The sequence below is a fragment of the Persicobacter diffluens genome, assembly GCF_036244895.1.
In the GTDB taxonomy this organism is placed as follows: Bacteria; Bacteroidota; Bacteroidia; order Cytophagales; family Cyclobacteriaceae; genus Persicobacter; species Persicobacter diffluens.
In genome coordinates this window covers 3,060,343-3,077,523 of sequence record NZ_BQKE01000001.1, presented here as the reverse complement: position 1 = coordinate 3,077,523, position 17,181 = coordinate 3,060,343, and the positions used below count along the sequence as shown (strand labels likewise).

15 protein-coding genes are annotated in these 17,181 nt (G+C 44.7%); 5 read left to right on the top strand and 10 right to left on the bottom strand.

What is annotated here, in order from left to right:
- Window positions 1–3: 3 nt before the first annotated feature.
- Together fmt and AAA970_RS12410 are read right to left on the bottom strand one after the other, a co-directional pair.
- The gene (fmt, locus tag AAA970_RS12415) at window positions 4–918 is read right to left on the bottom strand and encodes a methionyl-tRNA formyltransferase (protein WP_338237373.1); all 915 of its coding nucleotides are present in this window, start codon (window positions 916–918) and stop codon (window positions 4–6) included.
- Window positions 919–933: 15 nt separating this feature from the next.
- Complete coding sequence (locus AAA970_RS12410) at window positions 934–2,130, bottom strand: exo-beta-N-acetylmuramidase NamZ family protein (protein ID WP_338237372.1); 1,197 nt, start codon at window positions 2,128–2,130, stop codon at window positions 934–936.
- Window positions 2,131–2,237: 107 nt separating this feature from the next.
- Here AAA970_RS12410 and AAA970_RS12405 point away from each other — a divergent pair, with 107 nt between their 5' ends.
- Entirely contained in the window at window positions 2,238–3,458 is a 1,221-nt protein-coding gene (locus tag AAA970_RS12405) for an ABC transporter permease (RefSeq protein ID WP_338237371.1), read from the top strand.
- A gap of 301 nt (window positions 3,459–3,759) precedes the next feature.
- Here the strand turns inward: AAA970_RS12405 and AAA970_RS12400 are convergent, their stop codons facing one another.
- Both AAA970_RS12400 and AAA970_RS12395 read right to left on the bottom strand, forming a co-directional pair.
- Window positions 3,760–4,467 (bottom strand): YoaK family protein, encoded by a 708-nt coding sequence (locus AAA970_RS12400; RefSeq protein ID WP_338237370.1) that lies wholly within the window; start codon window positions 4,465–4,467, stop codon window positions 3,760–3,762.
- A gap of 324 nt (window positions 4,468–4,791) precedes the next feature.
- On the bottom strand, window positions 4,792–5,604 hold the full coding sequence (locus AAA970_RS12395; RefSeq protein ID WP_082304945.1) for a polyprenol monophosphomannose synthase: 813 nt from the start codon (window positions 5,602–5,604) through the stop codon (window positions 4,792–4,794).
- Between the two features lie 172 nt (window positions 5,605–5,776).
- Here AAA970_RS12395 and AAA970_RS12390 point away from each other — a divergent pair, with 172 nt between their 5' ends.
- Window positions 5,777–6,304, top strand: coding sequence for a D-glycero-alpha-D-manno-heptose-1,7-bisphosphate 7-phosphatase (locus tag AAA970_RS12390; RefSeq protein WP_338237369.1), 528 nt, complete (start codon window positions 5,777–5,779; stop codon window positions 6,302–6,304).
- A gap of 3 nt (window positions 6,305–6,307) precedes the next feature.
- Here the strand turns inward: AAA970_RS12390 and AAA970_RS12385 are convergent, their stop codons facing one another.
- From AAA970_RS12385 to AAA970_RS12370, 4 genes are all read right to left on the bottom strand, one after another.
- Complete coding sequence (locus AAA970_RS12385) at window positions 6,308–6,706, bottom strand: hypothetical protein (protein WP_338237368.1); 399 nt, start codon at window positions 6,704–6,706, stop codon at window positions 6,308–6,310.
- A gap of 219 nt (window positions 6,707–6,925) precedes the next feature.
- Window positions 6,926–8,266: an RIP metalloprotease RseP gene (gene rseP / locus AAA970_RS12380; protein WP_053403871.1), complete on the bottom strand. Its 1,341-nt coding sequence runs from the start codon at window positions 8,264–8,266 to the stop codon at window positions 6,926–6,928.
- Between the two features lie 3 nt (window positions 8,267–8,269).
- Window positions 8,270–9,436 (bottom strand): 1-deoxy-D-xylulose-5-phosphate reductoisomerase, encoded by a 1,167-nt coding sequence (locus AAA970_RS12375; RefSeq protein ID WP_338237367.1) that lies wholly within the window; start codon window positions 9,434–9,436, stop codon window positions 8,270–8,272.
- A 60-nt stretch (window positions 9,437–9,496) separates the two neighbouring features.
- Window positions 9,497–11,002: a GH3 auxin-responsive promoter family protein gene (locus AAA970_RS12370; protein WP_338237366.1), complete on the bottom strand. Its 1,506-nt coding sequence runs from the start codon at window positions 11,000–11,002 to the stop codon at window positions 9,497–9,499.
- Between the two features lie 225 nt (window positions 11,003–11,227).
- Between AAA970_RS12370 and AAA970_RS12365 the strand changes: the two genes are divergently transcribed.
- A complete protein-coding gene (locus tag AAA970_RS12365) occupies window positions 11,228–12,679 on the top strand; it encodes a trypsin-like peptidase domain-containing protein (RefSeq protein WP_338237365.1) in 1,452 nt (483 codons plus the stop codon).
- Between the two features lie 313 nt (window positions 12,680–12,992).
- Here AAA970_RS12365 and AAA970_RS12360 read toward each other — a convergent pair whose 3' ends face one another.
- Together AAA970_RS12360 and bioB are read right to left on the bottom strand one after the other, a co-directional pair.
- Window positions 12,993–13,913 (bottom strand): lysophospholipid acyltransferase family protein, encoded by a 921-nt coding sequence (locus tag AAA970_RS12360; protein WP_338237364.1) that lies wholly within the window; start codon window positions 13,911–13,913, stop codon window positions 12,993–12,995.
- A 133-nt stretch (window positions 13,914–14,046) separates the two neighbouring features.
- Window positions 14,047–15,039: a biotin synthase BioB gene (gene bioB / locus AAA970_RS12355; protein ID WP_053403875.1), complete on the bottom strand. Its 993-nt coding sequence runs from the start codon at window positions 15,037–15,039 to the stop codon at window positions 14,047–14,049.
- 388 nt (window positions 15,040–15,427) lie between these two features.
- Between bioB and AAA970_RS12350 the strand changes: the two genes are divergently transcribed.
- Window positions 15,428–16,183 carry a 5'-nucleotidase C-terminal domain-containing protein gene (locus AAA970_RS12350; RefSeq protein WP_053403876.1) on the top strand — a complete coding sequence of 252 codons (756 nt, stop codon included), beginning with the start codon at window positions 15,428–15,430 and terminating at the stop codon, window positions 16,181–16,183.
- An 8-nt stretch (window positions 16,184–16,191) separates the two neighbouring features.
- Complete coding sequence (locus AAA970_RS12345) at window positions 16,192–17,097, top strand: metallophosphoesterase (RefSeq protein WP_338237361.1); 906 nt, start codon at window positions 16,192–16,194, stop codon at window positions 17,095–17,097.
- The last annotated feature ends 84 nt before the right edge of the window (window positions 17,098–17,181 follow it).

The window sequence follows — 17,181 nt, the reverse complement described above, 5'->3', positions numbered from 1 at the left end:
GGATCAGTTGAATTTATATCCTCTTAAAAAGTCGGTAATTTTCATGCGCTTTTTGCCCTGAAGCTGTAAGTCCAGAATGCTCAGCGTACCGTCCGCAGTACCAAAGTAAAGATAGTTTTTACCATCGGTTTTGAATGTTCCGGTGGGCACTTCCTCCTCCACGATTTCGGTCTGGTAAACTTTCATTGTTTTGTCCTGAAGGGTCGTCCAGGCGGCAGGGTAAGGGGACAGACCTCTAACTAAATTGTGAATTTCTTCGGTTGTTTTATCCCAATGAATCTCGCAGGTCTCCTTGAAAATTTTCGGGGCATGTTTCAGTTCCGTAGACTCATCCTGTGGTTGCAGGTCATAATTTCCTTCACTGATTTTTTCCACGGTTTTCAGGACCAGCTGAGCGCCATTGTGCATGAGTCTTTCATAAACCGTCCCGACATTATCTTCCGGATGGATGGGCTCTTTGATCTGATACATGATGCTGCCTGTATCGATTTCATGCTTGAGCATAAAGGTGGTAGCACCGGTTTCTTTTTCTCCATTGATAATGGCCCAGTTGATGGGCGCTGCTCCACGGTATTGCGGTAAAAGAGAGGCGTGCAAATTGAAGGTGCCTTCTGTCGGCATACTCCAAACCACTTCCGGTAACATGCGGAAGGCGACTACCACCTGAAGGTCTGCTTCGTAACTGCGAAGTTCTTCAATGAATTCCGGATTCTTCAGATTGGTGGGTTGAAGGACCGGAATGTCCTGACTCACGGCATATTCTTTTACCGGAGACATGGCCAATTTTTGCCCTCTGCCTTTTGGCTTATCAGGAGCGGTAATGACGGCGACCACCTTTTGGCCGGCTTCTACTAAGGTTTGTAAGGAAGGCACCGCAAATTCCGGCGTTCCCATGAATATTATTTTTAGAGACTTCATTCTTTGTTATTTATCCTATAATTCAAAATCAGGATATAGCAGATACTGTTTGCGCATTTTCTTGTATTCGGTCAGTCGATCCTGCCAGGACAGTCGAATTTCATCTTCGGAAAGGTTGGCCTTGATCTGCTTTCTAAGTTGATCAGAGCCTGCCAGCTTGTCGAAGAATTTATTTTTCAGGAAAAAGTTTTCTTTATCCTTATAGTGGAAGTAGGCATCCAAAAGGTATTCCAATGAGAAAGTACGCGCGTTTTCGTCTTCTCGGAGGTCATAACCATAACAGGTCTGATTTTCGAATTTTGGGTATTTAGCCATGCCATCAATGCTCCTGGGGGTGAAGGAGAAAGGTCCCGCCTCCGGATCCGGATGTCCATATATCTGGAAAGGAATCATGGTGCCACGACCAGCGCTGATCGTCGTTCCTTCAAAAAGACAAAGGGAAGGGTACAGGCGGATGGATTGGTAATTGGGCAGATTTGGTGATGGCTTTACCGGCAGGTCGTAGAATCTTTTATGGGAATAATGTTCCATGGGAACGATCGTGACATCGCACTGAACACCATTTTTGAGCCATTTTTCTCCATTGATCATTTTGGATAATTCTCCTACAGTTAAGCCATGAACAATCGGAATCGGGTGCATGCCGACAAAAGATTCAAAACCTTCTTCCAGTACCGGACCATCCACATAGTCCCCGTTGGGATTTGGTCGGTCCAGCACCACCAAAGGAATATTCTGTTCCGCACAGGCTTCCATCACCAGGTGCAGGGTAGAAATATAGGTGTAAAAACGAACGCCGACATCCTGAATGTCAAAAACCATGACCTCTATGCCGTTCAGCATTTCCGGGCTGGGCTTTTTGCTCTTGCCATACAAGGAGAGCACCGGCAATCCGGTGGTTTTATCTTTGCCATCTTCGATTTTTTCTCCGGCATCAGCATCTCCCCGGAAGCCATGCTCCGGAGCGAAGATTTTACTGACCTCGATTTTTTTCTTAATCAGAAAATCAACCAAATGCTTTTCCTTGATGATAGAGGTCTGATTCACTACCAAACCCACTTGCTTTCCCTCTAAAAAAGGAAAGTATACATCGGTCTGGCTGGCGCCCATTTTTATTTCCGGAAGACTCCTAGATTGCTCCGCAGACTGGGACTTGCATGAAAATGAAAAAATCAATGCATAAATGCACAAAATCCAAACTTTACCCTTCATTAAATATAATTCTTGCTTGATATTCGATAGTTTTGACAATATGAAAATCATTTTTGATTTTCCCATCAAAGGGGAAATGATTTAGACATTTAAAATTAAAGATAAAATTGAACCTATCTTTATTTATTTCCAAAAGAATTAATCAGGTAGAAGGAGGGACGTTTTCCTCCGTGATCCACCGGGTTGCGGTGGTGAGTATTGCCATGGGGCTGGGACTCATCTTGATATCCTTTCTTATTCTTACGGGATTTCGGGAGAATATTATTCGTAAAGTCGTGAGTTTTAGTGGACATTATCAGGTGATTCGGTACTCCCTGAGTAACTCTTATGAAGAAGACCCCATCTCTACCAATAATCCTATACTGGAACAATGGGAAACTTTTGCCGATATTCAGGGGGTTTATCCCTATTCCAATAAACCCGGGCTACTGAAAGATAACGATGAGGTAGCCGGCATTATTTTAAAGGGAGTGGAGGAAAGCTATCAGGAGTCCGGATTTTTGGAGAATGTGGTGGCGGGCTCATTTCCTCAATTTGATGCTACCAAAAGGTACGATCAGCAGGTGATGGTGAGTCAGAAGTTGGCCAATCTACTGGATCTTCAGGTAGGAGACACGACAAGGATGTATTTTATTCAGGATCCACCGCGGTTTCGGAAAGTGTATGTGAGTGGGATTTATGAGTCGGGTTTGGAGGAGTTTGATGAGAAGGTAGTGCTGGGAGATATTCGAATGATTCAACGCCTGAATCAGTGGGCTGACACCCTGGTAGGTGGCCTGGAAGTGCACCTGAAAAGTATGGATCACATCGATGAGGTGCATGAGGAACTCTTTGATCTGGCCGGCTTTGATTTATTCGTTACCAAAGTTACGGATCGGCATGCAGATTTCTTTGACTGGCTGAAGTTGCTGGACAATAATGTGGTGATCTTCTTGACTATTATACTGTTTGTGGCCTGTTTTAATATGGTTTCTGTGGTGTTGATTCTTATTATGGAGCGCACTCAAATGATTGGGATGCTGAAGGCGCTGGGAGCTACGGATATTCAGGTTCGCAAAATATTCATGTACAATGGACTCTTGCTGATTGCCAAAGGAATGTTTTTGGGTAATCTGGTCGGTTTAGGCTTTGGCTTCTTGCAGGGGAATTTTCATTTGATTCCTTTGGAGATGGAATCCTATTATATGAATCACGTACCGATTTCCTGGGATTGGCCCATGTTATTGGCGGCGAATCTTTTGACCTTATTGGTGGTGGCTTTGGTGTTATGGATTCCGACTATAGTGGTCACCCGGGTGAATCCGATCAGGGCGATCCGTTTCGATTGACCTGAATTATTCACCGCTTAATTTAGTAGCTCTCCTTAAATGAATTATTGATCAGCGTGATAAGATCGTGGTTGTTGATTTAATTTAATTGCCCAAATTAGGCAAGTTTGCTTGCTCCCCCTTCATCTGCTTCCCTGGGAAAAACTCGAAATAGGAAAAATTCCTTCATTTTTCCCGCCTTGCAGCTAAAGGAGGAGTGAAGCATAAATTATCCGGCCTTATGGCCCTTGGCGCAAAAAAAAAATCCTGCGACTGTATTTCGGTCGCAGGATTTTTTTTGTCTGAATAGTGGGGGCGTCCCTCAGGTATGTATTGTCGGTTCCGAATGGGGATCTCGACGCACTGCATCGAAGGCCATAGTGCCCAGTAGAATGACTACCGGAATAAACAAACCTTCCACACCAAAGGAGCCGTAATCAAACACCGCAATGGCGCCTCCACAGATAAAACAGGCAGCGATGGATATTTGCAGCGTTAGTTGTCTTCCAATTTTTTTGCGTTCCTCTCCTTTCTTCCAGAAAAAGCTCACCAACTCCATTCCAATATCAGTAGTAATACCCGTCAGGTGGGTAGTGCGCACCACTGCGCCGGAAACACGGGTAACCATTGCATTCTGTAAGCCCATGGCGAATAGTAGGATGTAAGAACTGGTGATATTGCCCAATTGATTATGCAGGAAGATCACCATGAAAAGTAAAAGTACTTCCAGAAAAATAGAGGTGGTATGGGAATACCGGGGGTATTTTCTACCGGTAATATATATTAGTAAAGAAGCGGTGGAGGCTCCGGTGAGAAAGAAGAAAATGAAGCCGAATTGTTCGATAATGGGACTTAATTCTTTTCTGCCAATGGCTTCGGCAAAATAGGTATAGTGGCCGGTTACGTGAGTGACCAGTCTGCCAAATTCCAATAGTCCGATGATGTTGACCAAACCCGCGGCAAAGGTTAAGAAACATGCTAGTTGCAGGTTTTGAGAAAAAGTACGGTTTAATTCTTTATGCTTAAACATAATTTATATTAGAAAGAACTATCAAAAGTCTATAGCATCGCTTGGAATTTATATGATTCAATTGTCTTTTTCAGAAGGGACAGATCATGCTAAGTTGTGAATTGTTGTCGCGGGAATATTGTTTTGATCCTAACTGTTTTGTTTTTAGAGGTTTGGGTTGGGGTGCTGCTTTTAGGGGAAACGTAAAGGGAGAATGAGGTTTGTGGATTTTAATTGAATCGTAATCACAATCTAAGAAACTCAAGCCTTAAAAGAGACTTCTCAAATCAAATTCCAATAAAAAAGCGGACTGTATAGCCCGCTTTTAAATATCTTCCTCTGAAATTATGCCTCCACCAGCGAGGCCTCTTCCTTTTTTTCTTCGATCTCTGAAGCTGCCTCCACCACAGCATGTTTGGGTAATGAACATGGTTCATATTTACGGAAGAAGCTGCTCAACTTCATCTTGATCACCCCAAACACTGCTTCTTTGAAAATACCTCCGGACATTTTGGATTCTCCCTGTGTTCGGTCAGTAAAGACAATCGGTACCTCCACAATGTTAAAACCGTGCTTCCAAATGGTGAACTTCATTTCTATCTGGAAGGCATAGCCTACAAATTTTATTTTCTCCAGGTCCATATGTTGCAGGACTCTTCGACTATAGCATACGAAGCCAGCGGTGGTGTCATTGAAAGGAATGCCCGTGATAAACTGAACATACTTACTGGCAAAGTAAGACATCAATACCCGCTTCATCGGCCAGTTCACCACATTGACACCAGAAACATAACGAGAACCGATGGACATATCTGCCCCTTCTACTGCACAGGCATTATATAGCCGAACCAAATCTTCCGGATTATGCGAGAAGTCAGCATCCATTTCATAAACGAAATCATACCCCTGTTCCAGACAATATTTAAAACCGGTAATATAAGCCGTACCCAGACCCAATTTGCCAGAACGCTCAATAAGGTGCAGTCGCTGACCAAACTCCTGCTGTAGCTTTTTAACAATAATCGCTGTTCCATCAGGAGAGCCATCATCTACTATAAGGATATGAAAATCTACCTCCAAAGAAAACACCTTTCGGATGATTGCCTCAATGTTTTCCTTTTCATTGTAGGTAGGGATAATGACAATATTCTTACTCATAAAAATGTTCTTTTTCACCCATTGATCGGGTCTCAATACCTGCCAGCAATAATGCTGCCGATTTGGGATTGATATTGGAGATTAAAGATGTAAAGCTAAGAAAAGCATATGGATTCCCCAATAAAATATGACTTAGGCTTTTTTGATGCACATAATTCAATAGTTTTGGGATGTGAAAAAGGAATTATTGAATATGAATAAGTGCATATTTCTAGATAGGGACGGCGTGTTAAACGTGGAAAGAGGGGATTACACCTTTCGATTGGAAGATTTTGAGATCGAGGCTGGGGTGGGAGAAGCGCTTCAGCGTTTGAAAGCTGCAGGTTATTATTTGGTGGTGATCACCAACCAGGCAGGTATTGCCAAAGGCTTGTACACTAAGGAGGATGTGTTGGCCTGTCATGAAAAATTACAAGCCAATACAGGCAGATTGATTGATGCCCTATATTATTGTCCGCATCACCCCACCAAGACGGAATCTTTGGCAAGAAAACCGGGGACGCTGATGTTTGAGCGTGCGATTGCCCGCTTTAATATTGACCCGACGATTTCCTTTATGGTGGGCGATCAGGAGAGGGACTTGATACCCGCAAAGGCATTAGGCATGGGCACGGTACGAGTGGCATCAGAGGTAGTCGAAACCGATGGAGATCATTTCTGTCATAGTCTTTTGGAAGCTTGCGATTACCTTTTGAAATGATTTTCAGGATATGTCATTTAGCCGGTCCTCAAATTGACATTTTTTAATTTTGACGGCCCGGGAGGCGAAGATGATTTGAAAAAGAATCCCTACGGTAAGGCAGACGGTGGCCAGGGCAAAAAAGAAAAGAAATGGACTCGGAACTTGAATTAACCAATGCTGATGAACTCCTTCACTGAGGGTGGAGAGGAGAAAAAGGAGGGCAGAGAGATAGAAGGAAACATTGGCTTTGCTCAGGAAATTTAGTTGTTGGATTTTTAATTTGACAAGGGTTTGTGGTCTGGGATTTTCCTTCAGCAATTGCTGAATATATTGTTCCAGTGCCACGGAGGCATTGGTATTGGCTGCGATGAATAGGCCAATGCCCGGCAATATGGTCAGGGGAATGATCCAGGATTCCATTTGCAGGGATAACCCGAAAAAGGCGCATATGTTGAGCAAGTCGAAATTTTTCGAGATAGAAATTTGTGAAGCCGAATGATGTGGGCTAATCTCCGCCTTGCAGCTAAACGAGGATTTAAGCATACATAATTCGGATTAAGTTGTTTTGGGATATTGGGTCATAAAAAAATCCCTCTGGCTCGGAAGTCAGAGGGATTTTTTATGGAATAAACGCAAGGTTTACCAATTCACCCAACCGGAAGGTAATAGCTTGATGATGTCATTGGCAAAAATGAAGACCATCAGGCCGAGCAGTAGCACCATCCCAACTTTTTGAGCATTCTCCAGGAACTTGTCACCAGGCTTATGACCGGTAATCATTTCAAAAAGCAAAAACATGACGTGCCCGCCATCCAATGCAGGAATTGGCAATAAGTTCATAAAGGCCAAAACCATGGACAACATTCCGGTCAGCGACCAGAAACGGAACCAGTCCCAGGTGCCACCGAAGGATTGCGCAATAGCGATCGGCCCACCCAATGATTTCTTAGCAGAAAGCTCACCGGTGAAGATTTTACCAAAGGCTTTGATGTTTAACCAAACGACAGAGAAGGCTTTCTCCGTACCCAGACTCATCGCTTCGCCAAAGGTAGGCTGGATCGAGGAAAAGTTGATATCAAAGTCCGGCATGAAGCCTAATTTGCCATCTTCTCCTACAGTGGCCTGCAGGGTTTTGATTTCTGTTCCTCTCTTTACTTCTAAAGAAATGGCCTTGTCGGCATGACTGTTCAAAGACTGCTGCAACTCATCAAAGAAGCCGATGGGTTGCTGATTGATGCTGATAATTTCATCTCCCTTGCTCAATCCGGCTTCGGATGCCGCAGAGTTGTTCATCACATCACCTACGGTGAATGGACGGCGGAAATCAATGAAATGGGGCTTGTCATCCTCATTCGCTGTTGCCAGTTTATCCATGAAGCCGGCAGGAATTACCACCTTATGCTCACTCCCGTTACGTTTTACGGTGTAATAGGAACCGGAGGTCATCATCAATTCCGGATCTCTCAGATCAGAGAAGCGCTCGAAGTCCTGTCCGTTAATATTTTCAACTTTGTCTCCAGTACGGAAGCCAATCTCCTGTGCCAGGTCATAAGCCACGATACCGTTTTTGTTCAATTCACTTTTTGAAAGATAATTCTCTCCATAGGAAAAAGTCAATAGCACGAAAATGAAGATACCGGTGATCACATTAACAATAATACCGCCCAGCATCACGATCAGACGTTGCCAGGCTGGTTTAGAGCGGAATTCCCAAGGCTGAGGCTCCTGGTTCATTTGCTCTTTGTCCAGTGATTCATCAATCATACCGGAAATTTTCACATATCCTCCCAGAGGAATCAGTGATAGAGAGTACTCGGTCTCTCCCCATTTCTTAGAAAAAAGTTTAGGCGGGAATCCAATAGAATATTGCTCCACGCGCATTCCAAAAACTTTAGCTGCCACCAAGTGGCCCAACTCGTGAACCCCCACTAAGATCGACAGTCCCAGGATCATCTGGGCAGCCATAATCAAACCTTCCATTTCTTAAATTAATTCTGATGCTAGATTTCTAATTACTTTGTCTGTATTGATGAGGTCTTCCAGGCTTGGCTGGGCAATGAACTCACCAGATTGCATGCATTTCTCGATCAGGTCAGACATATTCAGAAAACCTATGCGATCTTCTAAAAAAGCCTGCACGGCAATTTCGTTCGCGGCATTCAGTATGCATGGCATATTCCCCCCCTTTTCAATGGCTGCATAAGCCAACTGTAAGTTACGGAAAGTTTTTGTATCCGGTTGCTCAAATGTCAAATTTGGATAGTCCATGAAGTTAAATCGCGGGAATTTGTTCTTCATTCGCTTCGGAAACCCTAGCGCATACTGAATTGGTACGCGCATATCTGGCAAGCCCAACTGTGCCTTTATGGAGCTGTCTTCAAATTCCACCATGGAGTGAATAATGGACTGAGGATGCACCACTACATCAATCTGGTCTGTATGCAGGTCAAACAGCCATTTTGCTTCAATCACCTCCAGCCCCTTATTCATCAGGGAGGCGGAATCAATGGTGACCTTGGCGCCCATGTCCCAGTTGGGGTGTTTTAAAGCCTGGGCTTTAGTGACATTGGCCAGTTCCTCCGCTTTTTTTCCCCGAAAGGGCCCACCGGAAGCGGTCAGGATAATTCTTTCAATCGGATTGTATTCCTCCCCTACCAGGCACTGGAAGATGGCCGAGTGTTCGGAGTCTACAGGCAAAATGCTTACGCCGTTTTCTTCTGCCAGTTTGGTGATAATCTCTCCGGCAACGACTAAAGTTTCCTTATTAGCTAATGCAATATGCTTCTTTGCTTCGATCGCTTTGATGGTCGGAATTACGCCGCTATAGCCAACTAAGGCGGTTAATACGATGTCAATTTCGTTCATCTGTACCACGCTGTTCAAAGCGCTGTTCCCCGCATAAACCTTAATGCCATGGGGATCCAGCGCATCAAACACCTTATCATACAGGCTTTCTTCCGTAATGACTACCGTATTGGGTTTAAAGGCAATCGCCTGTTGAATCAACAGGTCCGCATTGCGTCTTGCAGTCAGCAGAGAAACTTCAAAGTGCTCCTGCTGCTCTGCAATCACCTCCAAAGCCTGGGTGCCGATGGAACCCGTAGAGCCGAGGATGGCAATATTTCTTTTCTTTTCAAAAAATGAACTCATTCTTTAGTATACCGAAGGCCGGTATCTACTTTATTTTTGATTTTTGTTTTTCTTTATCTTTTACCCCTCAAGCGCATAGGCCATCAGTGCATCCGCAATTTTTCGATCGTTGGACAGGCGCGGCACCTTATTTTGTCCCCCTAATTTACCTTCGCTTTTCATATACTCCTGAAAAGCACCTTCTTTAAGTGAAACGATCTCCAGCGGACGAAGGATATTTCCCACAATCAAATCCTGGTAATAAACATTCAGCTGCTGCAATTTTTCATCCAAAACCTTGGCAAAGGCCGGCATGTCAGCGGGCTTTTGAGCAAAATCAATGAACCATTGGTGACTGGATTGTCCCTCATCCTGACTCACATTCGGAGCTACGGTGAACTCTCTCAATTCAGTCTCCGGATATTGGTCAATAGCGGCCTTCATGGCTTTCTCTACTTCCTCTCCAATCACATGCTCACCAAAGGCGGAAATAAAGTGCTTGATACGTCCGGTAACAATTACCCGATAAGGTTTTTTGCTCACGAATTTTACGGTATCTCCGATGGAGTAGCCCCAAAGTCCGGCATTATTGTTTACAATCAGGGCATAATTCACTCCAAGTTTTACTTCTCCTATACTCAGGCGGGTAGGGTTTTCATTGAAGTACTCCTCAGTAGGAATGAACTCAAAAAATATACCTGACTTCACATTCAATAACAGTCCTTCTGCTGTCTGGCTATCCTGATAAGCGAAGAATCCTTCAGAAGCCGGATAGGTTTCCAAAGTATCCACTTTCTTTCCGATAGACTGATACAGTTTGGTACGATATGGCTCAAAGTTTACCCCTCCCCAAACAAAAACGCTGAAGTTAGGGAAGATGTCCTTAATTTTCTTGCCCCCATGTTTTTCCTGTAGACGGTCGAAATACATCTGCACCCAGGGTGGAATACCAGAGATTAGCGACATGTCTTCCGGAGTAGTCTCTTCTACAATTTTGTCCAGCTTGGTTTCCCAGTCCTCTATGCAGTTGGTTTCATAAGAAGGCAACTGGTTACGACGCAGATATTCCGGTACATGGTGATTCACAATGCCGGAAAGTCGGCCGGTGAAGATGCCATTTTTCTTTTCCAAAGTCGGAGAACCGGAGAGGAAAATCAGCTTTCTGCTGACAAAGTCATAGTTGCCGGTTTCATGCATATAATTCAATAGCATGTTTCGGGCTCCATTGATATGATTTGGGATAGACTCCTTGGTCAGGGGGATATATTTTGCACCGGAAGTGGTTCCGGAGGTCTTCGCAAAATAGACCGGTTTACCCTTCCAAAGGATATCTTTTTCACCCGCCACTACACGATCAATGTAAGGGCGCAGGTCTTCATAGTCACGAATAGGCACACGCGCTTTGAAATCTTCATAAGTGACGATCTCTTCAAAGCCGTGATCTTTACCAAAGACGGTGTTTTTTGCCCCTTCCAGCAAGTCCATAAATACAGTATGCTGGCTCTCTATTGGGCGACTGGCCCATTGGTTTTGTTTTTTGACGGTGTAGGCCGCCACATATTTAGAGAAAAATGATAGTAATCCCATAGGTCACAAAAGTAGTAAAAATCACTGATTAAAGAAGGCCTGTTAGCTTTTAGGAAGGCCATACTGCTTCAGCCATTATACGAAGATGCAATTTTGTATGGGGATTAGGTTAAAAAATGTGAAAAATATTGGAGGCTCATAAAGAGCGTTTATTTTTGAAGCATTATGCACGGCTATCAATATCTAAATTGGCCGTGGAATGGAAAAAAATATACAAACTGATCGATGAAGGACAGCATTAAACTAATCACCGTAGCCTTAGGGGCAGGAATTGTGGCCTCTGTCATCACCCAGTGTTGGGATCAGCCCCGGGAGGCAGCCATGCAACAGGTAAGCAACACCTATCAGGAACCCATGGCACGAGAGGTGTTTTCGAATAACAGTGCTTACGCAGAAGAAGGGCATGTGCTTCCGAAGAATGGCTTTGTAGAAGCTTCTCGAAAAAGCCTCAATAGCGTGGTATACATTAAAACCTATGTACAGGGTCGGGCGGTGAGCTCCTGGTATGAATATTTTATGCGGGGCGGTGGAGGCTCCGGCTATCAGGGAGTGGGCTCCGGTTCCGGGGTGATTTACTCTACGGATGGCTTTATTGTGACCAATAATCACGTGATAGAAGGTTCGGATAAGATAGAGGTGATTCACCAAAAGCGTACTTATGAAGCCAAAGTAATCGGGACGGACCCCTCTACAGATCTGGCCGTGCTGAAGGTGGAGGGTCGGGGGATGCCCAATGTGGAGATAGCCACCTCCCGTGATTTGCCGGTAGGCGCTTATGTACTGGCGGTTGGGAACCCTTTTAATCTGACCTCTACGGTGACGGCGGGGATTGTGAGTGCCAAGGGGCGGCAGATCCATGTGAATAAAGGAAGTTTTCCTTTGGAATCCTTTATTCAGACGGATGCGGCCATTAATCCGGGCAATTCCGGCGGGGCCTTGGTGGATATCAGGGGCCGTTTGGTGGGGATTAATTCCGCCATTCTTTCGAAGACGGGCTCCTATGCCGGTTATGGCTTTGCTGTTCCATCGGACATTGTGACGAAGGTCGTTGATGATTTAATTAAATACGGCGAGGTGCAGAAGGCCTTCTTTGGTGGCACGGTGGTAGATGTGAATGAGAAGATAGTGAAAGAATTAGGGCTGAAAGCTTATGATGGAGTAGCTTTGGCCGATGTGCAGGCCAATGGGGCAGCAAAGAAAGCCGGTTTAAAGGTGGGGGATATCATTCTGGATATTGATGGGCTGAGCATTGACTCTCAGGCGGAATTTGAGGAGATGATCAGCTACCGATCACCAGGAGATGATATCCGGCTGACCTATAAGCGGGCAGGCAAGATTCAAAATACGCATTTGGAACTCACGAATATTGATGGCAAGACTGGTATTGTGAAAAAAGAGGTGTATGCCGATCGGGAGTTGGGTGCCGCTTTTGAGCGGGTACCGTCGGTTGAGCGTGATATGTTGGAAATAGACCATGGAGTTCGAGTGATTGAAATCGGCAGGGGCTGGTTCCGCCGCCTGGGCATTAGTGAGGGCTTTGTGATTACTGATATTAACGGTATTCCGATAAAGGACCCGGAGCAGTTGGTGGACATGCTTTCAAAGATTCGTGGCCGGGTGATAATAGAGGGCGTTACGGCCAATGGCCGAAGAGGGTACTATCGTTTTTACTTTTAGAAGAAAATATTAGGTTAAGGTCAGGGAGGGCGTATCATGAGATGCGCCCTTTTTTTGTTTCATGCCGAAATAGACCTATTTACTCCGAATTAAGCAATCTCATGTTGGATTATTTACGCTTACTCGTTTAGCTGCAAGGCGGAAAAAATGACGAAATAGTTTCCTGTTTCGAGTTTTTTCCAGGGGAGCAGAGGAATGAGCAGAAGCAAATCTATCCAAATTCGGGCCATCGAAAATCAGTAAAACCGACCGAAGTGTGTTGATAGGGAGTCTCTTGGTGTGGTTCACTGAATTTGGTGGTGATTAATTTGGATTAGGCAATCTCCAGCTGGTCCAAACGAAACAGAGGAATCCCTTTTGCTGCCTGATTTTTTTTCTGAGCCAGGGGTGTTGCTGGTGGATTTTTCCAGCGGTTATGAGACCAAAGGTAGGTGTGAGGCTGTGCTTCAATACTTCTTTCCAGCTGTTTGAAAAAGCATTCCACCACGCTTTCTTCAGCAGAAGGCTGCAGTGCTTTGAAGGTGACTTCATATTTTCCCCTCGCAGTTTTGCGGATGTCAACATAAATGACTTCATAGTCAAACATTCGGCTGATGAAATTCAGCCCCTGAAAGGCAGCCACCGGTTGATGCATAAACTCCAGGATGGTGGGTTTTTTACTTTCGGAGGGGCGCTGGTCACAGAGCATGTAGAGTAGTTGGGGGTGTTTGTTGTCTTGATGCTTGAGATAGGGAAGCAAGTCCTTGTCCTGTAACAGTTCCATGCCGAATTTGCTCCGGTTGGCATAGATCACCTCATCCGCAAAAGGGGAAGACTGTTTTCGATAAACTGCTTTTGCCTCCTGTCCAACGTATAGTGGAAGCAGGGCCATCCATTCCCAATTACTCTGGTGTCCACTGGCGAGAATAATGTTTTTATGCTTTTTGTAGTATTCATGCAAAAGCTCCAGATTGTTGAATTGAAATCGCTTTTTCAACTCATGAGCCGTCAGGCGAGACATGGCTGTGGTTTCCACCAGGTAGTCAGAGAGGTGGCGGTAGAATTTCTTTTCTATCGAAAGAAGTGCTTCATCTGTCCTCTCGGGGAAGGCAGCTTTGAGATTTTTTTGCACTACAGCCCTCCTGTAGCCGAAAAGCCTATAGCCAATAAGATAAAGGATGTCTGCGATCAGGTAGTAGAAAGCCATTGGGATGCGTTTGAGGGTGGATTGAAAAATACTTACAGCGATCATCATTAATGTAGGTTTAGGGAGGGAACCTATTTCCTCTCGCTAATGAGATTGCCGAAGCAGACTTTACCCCCACGCCGGACATAAAAAAAGCAGCTCTTTTTTTGAGCTGCTTCGATATCGTTTGTAGGTCAGAGGATTACTCCGCCATGTTTAAGTCAAAATGTTTGGCTTCTTTAAAGGAAGCGCGTGGTTTCAGGTTCAACACCTGGAACATTTCTTTGTCACGATCCTCTTCAGGGTTTGGAGTAGTTAACAACTCGTCACCAGCGAAGATAGAGCTTGCACCCGCCATGAAGCAAAGGGCCTGATCTTCAAAGGACATTTCGGTTCTACCAGCAGATAAACGAACCATTGATTTAGGCATCAGGATACGAGCAGTAGCAATCATACGGATCATTTCCCAGGTGCTTACCCGCTTGTTGCCTGAAAGTGGAGTGCCGTCAATCGGTACCAAAGCATTTACAGGAACTGATTCCGGATGCGTTTGCAAGGTAGAAAGGGTATGCAACATCGAGATGCGATCCTCATTGGTTTCTCCCAATCCAATGATACCGCCGGAACATACGGAGATCTTCGCCTTCTGTACGTTCTCGATTGTTTCCAAACGATCATCGTAGGTACGGGTAGTGATCACTTTGTCATAGTGCTCGCGAGAAGTATCCAGGTTATGGTTGTAGGCGTAAAGACCGGCATCTTTCAATTTTTGAGCTTGCTCTTCCGTTAACATCCCAAGGGTACAACACACTTCCATGCCCATTTCGTTTACTTCCGAAACCATTTCCAATACACGGTCGAAGTCACGGTTGTCACGGATGTTTCTCCAGGCAGACCCCATGCAGAAACGGGTAGATCCATTAGAGCGTGCATTTTGTGCTGCCTGAATCACCTCATCTTTGGGCATTAATTTGTGTACGTTCACATCTGTATTGTAACGGGCAGATTGTGAGCAGTAGGAGCAGTCTTCAGAACACCCACCAGTTTTGATGGAAAGTAGCGTACAAACCTGCACCTCATTAGGGTCATGAAACTCACGGTGAACCGTAGCGGCACGGTAAATCAGTTCCATGATGGGCATATTAAAAATCTCAGCAATTTCTTCGCGAGTCCAATTATGTCTTATCTCAGCCATGTTGCATTAGTTTAATCTTATACCGATTCAAAAAAATAACATTGGGAACCGGTCGAGTAAAAGTAGCGCATTTTTTCTAATCATCAAATTATCAGGAGGCATGAACAGGTTGATTTTCGTCATCCTTTTTGACTAACACTCAAGTTGAAGGTTTCCGCTCAAATGCCTGATAATGCCCGAAAAGAATTGAATGAACTCAAACAAGTTTCCTGAGGGGAAGTGTTTGCGCAGGATTTGGGTAATGATTATGGAATGCCTCATAAAGAAATCAGACTTAGATCATCTTAATCCGTCCTTCATTTTATCTTTAAATTATAATCGAGAATCTAATTTAGAGAGGGGAAGGAATTCCTATATTTGTCGGTTGATTAATTGATGGAGATAAATCATGAAGAATTCATATAAGGGCCAGTCACTTTTGATTTTGATGGCCTTCTTCTTTCTGGCAGCCTGCCAGCCAAAGGTATTGGTGAAGCAATCCGTCACCGGGGTGGATGTGCAGGTAAGTCCGGCTCAGGGAGCTGATCCGGAGTTTGAGGCCATGATTCAGCCTTATAAAGAAAAACTGGATGCCGGCATGAACACCGTGATCGGTGAAAATGCAGTGGACATGACCGTTCAGCGAGTAGAATCCAACCTGGGGAACTTCATGGCTGACCTGATGCAGGTAGAAGGAAGTAAGGTCTACGGGCAGCCAGTGGATATGGGTGTGGTGACGAATGGCAGTTTGCGTAAGCCGATTGCGGCGGGACCGATGACCACCCGTGACATTTATGAATTAATGCCTTTTGAAAACCGATTGAATATTCTGGAACTGACCGGCGAGCAGGTGATGCAGTTGATGGAATATATGGTGAAAACCAAATCGGCATCGGTTTCTAACTCGCAGGTGCATGTCGTGGGAGATCAGATCCAGCAGGTATTGATTGGTGGTAAGCCATTGGAGTTAAACGGAACCTATACGGTGTCTATAAGTGACTACCTTGCCGGTGGAGGAGATAATATGAAATTCTTTTTGGAGACCAAAAAAGTATTGGCCTCCGATTATATGGTAAGACAGATGATCTTTGATTATATTGAAGCTCATACTGTTAAGGGGGAGCCTGTTCATGCAGAAGTGGAAGGTCGTGTAATCATTGAGTAAGTCAGGAGATGAAAAGAAGAGATTTTATTAAAAAGACGGCCATGGGAACCGCCATGGTAGCGACCGGTTTGCCTGCATTGGGGAAATCGGCGAATTCACAGGTGAAATTGACCATCTTACACACGGCTGATACTCATTCCCGCATAGAGGCTTTTCCTGCCACCGCTTCCAAGTATGCCGGACGTGGGGGCTATGCTGCTCGTGCCTCTTTAGTGGATAAAATTCGCGCTACAGAGCAAAACGTATTGCTATTTGATTCCGGGGATATGGTGCAGGGAACGCCCTATTTCAACTTCTACAAAGGAGAGTTGGAGATGAAGCTGATGAGTAAGATGAAATATGATTTGGCTACGATTGGTAATCATGAGTTTGATAACGGGCTTTCCGGTATTGAATACATGCTGCAGTTTGCCGAATTCCCATGGATTATCTCCAATTATGATTTTAGTAATACCATTTTAGCGAATCGCTTTGCCCCCTACAAAATATTTGAAAAGCAAGGATTGAAGATCGGGGTTTTTGCCGTAGGGGTGGAGCTTGATGGTTTGGTCTGGGGAGAAAACTTTGGTGCTACCCAATATCTGGATCCTATAGCGGTATCTCGTGAAATGGTACAGGAGCTGAGGAATAATCAGGGCTGTGATTTAATCGTTTGTTTGAGTCATCTGGGCTATGATTATGAGGGTGCCGTTTGTGACACTGCTTTAGCCAAGCAGGTTGCAGGAGTGGACATCATTTTGGGCGGGCACTCACATACCTTTATGGAGGAGTCCGTTTTTTATACCAATCCGGAAGGAGAGCAAGTGTTAGTGAATCACTCCGGATGGTCGGGTGTAAATTTGGGTCGAATTGATTTGACCTATGATTTGCAGAAAAAGAAGAAGCGCTTCGGTGGAAAAAACATGGAAGTTTAAGGGGTCTTGAGGGAATGTTCTTTTTTTTTAAATGAATTTTTATCAATTTTGGTATCCTTTTTGGAACCACTCGTCGGGAACGGG